This window comes from Bacillus sp. EKM206B (genome assembly GCF_011066015.1).
Lineage (GTDB): Bacteria > Bacillota > Bacilli > Bacillales > Bacillaceae > Bacillus > Bacillus velezensis.
The window spans coordinates 1-237 of record NZ_JAAMNL010000053.1; the positions used below are offsets into that span (position 1 = coordinate 1).

At 55.3% G+C, this 237-nt stretch carries 2 tRNA genes; both read left to right on the forward strand.

Going from position 1 to position 237, the window contains the following annotated elements:
- The first annotated feature begins 2 nt into the window (after window positions 1–2).
- A tRNA-Gly gene (locus G9F50_RS20385) sits at window positions 3–77 on the forward strand.
- A gap of 6 nt (window positions 78–83) precedes the next feature.
- Window positions 84–154, forward strand: a tRNA-Cys gene (locus tag G9F50_RS20390).
- Window positions 155–237: the final 83 nt, after the last annotated feature.

Sequence of the window (237 nt, forward strand, 5' to 3'; positions counted from 1 at the left end):
TTGCGGAAGTAGTTCAGTGGTAGAACATCACCTTGCCAAGGTGGGGGTCGCGGGTTCGAATCCCGTCTTCCGCTCCAAATTACGGCGGCATAGCCAAGTGGTAAGGCAGAGGTCTGCAAAACCTTTATCCCCGGTTCGAATCCGGGTGTCGCCTTTCTATTGCCGGGGTGGTGGAATTGGCAGACACACAGGACTTAAAATCCTGCGGTAGGTGACTACCGTGCCGGTTCAAGTCCG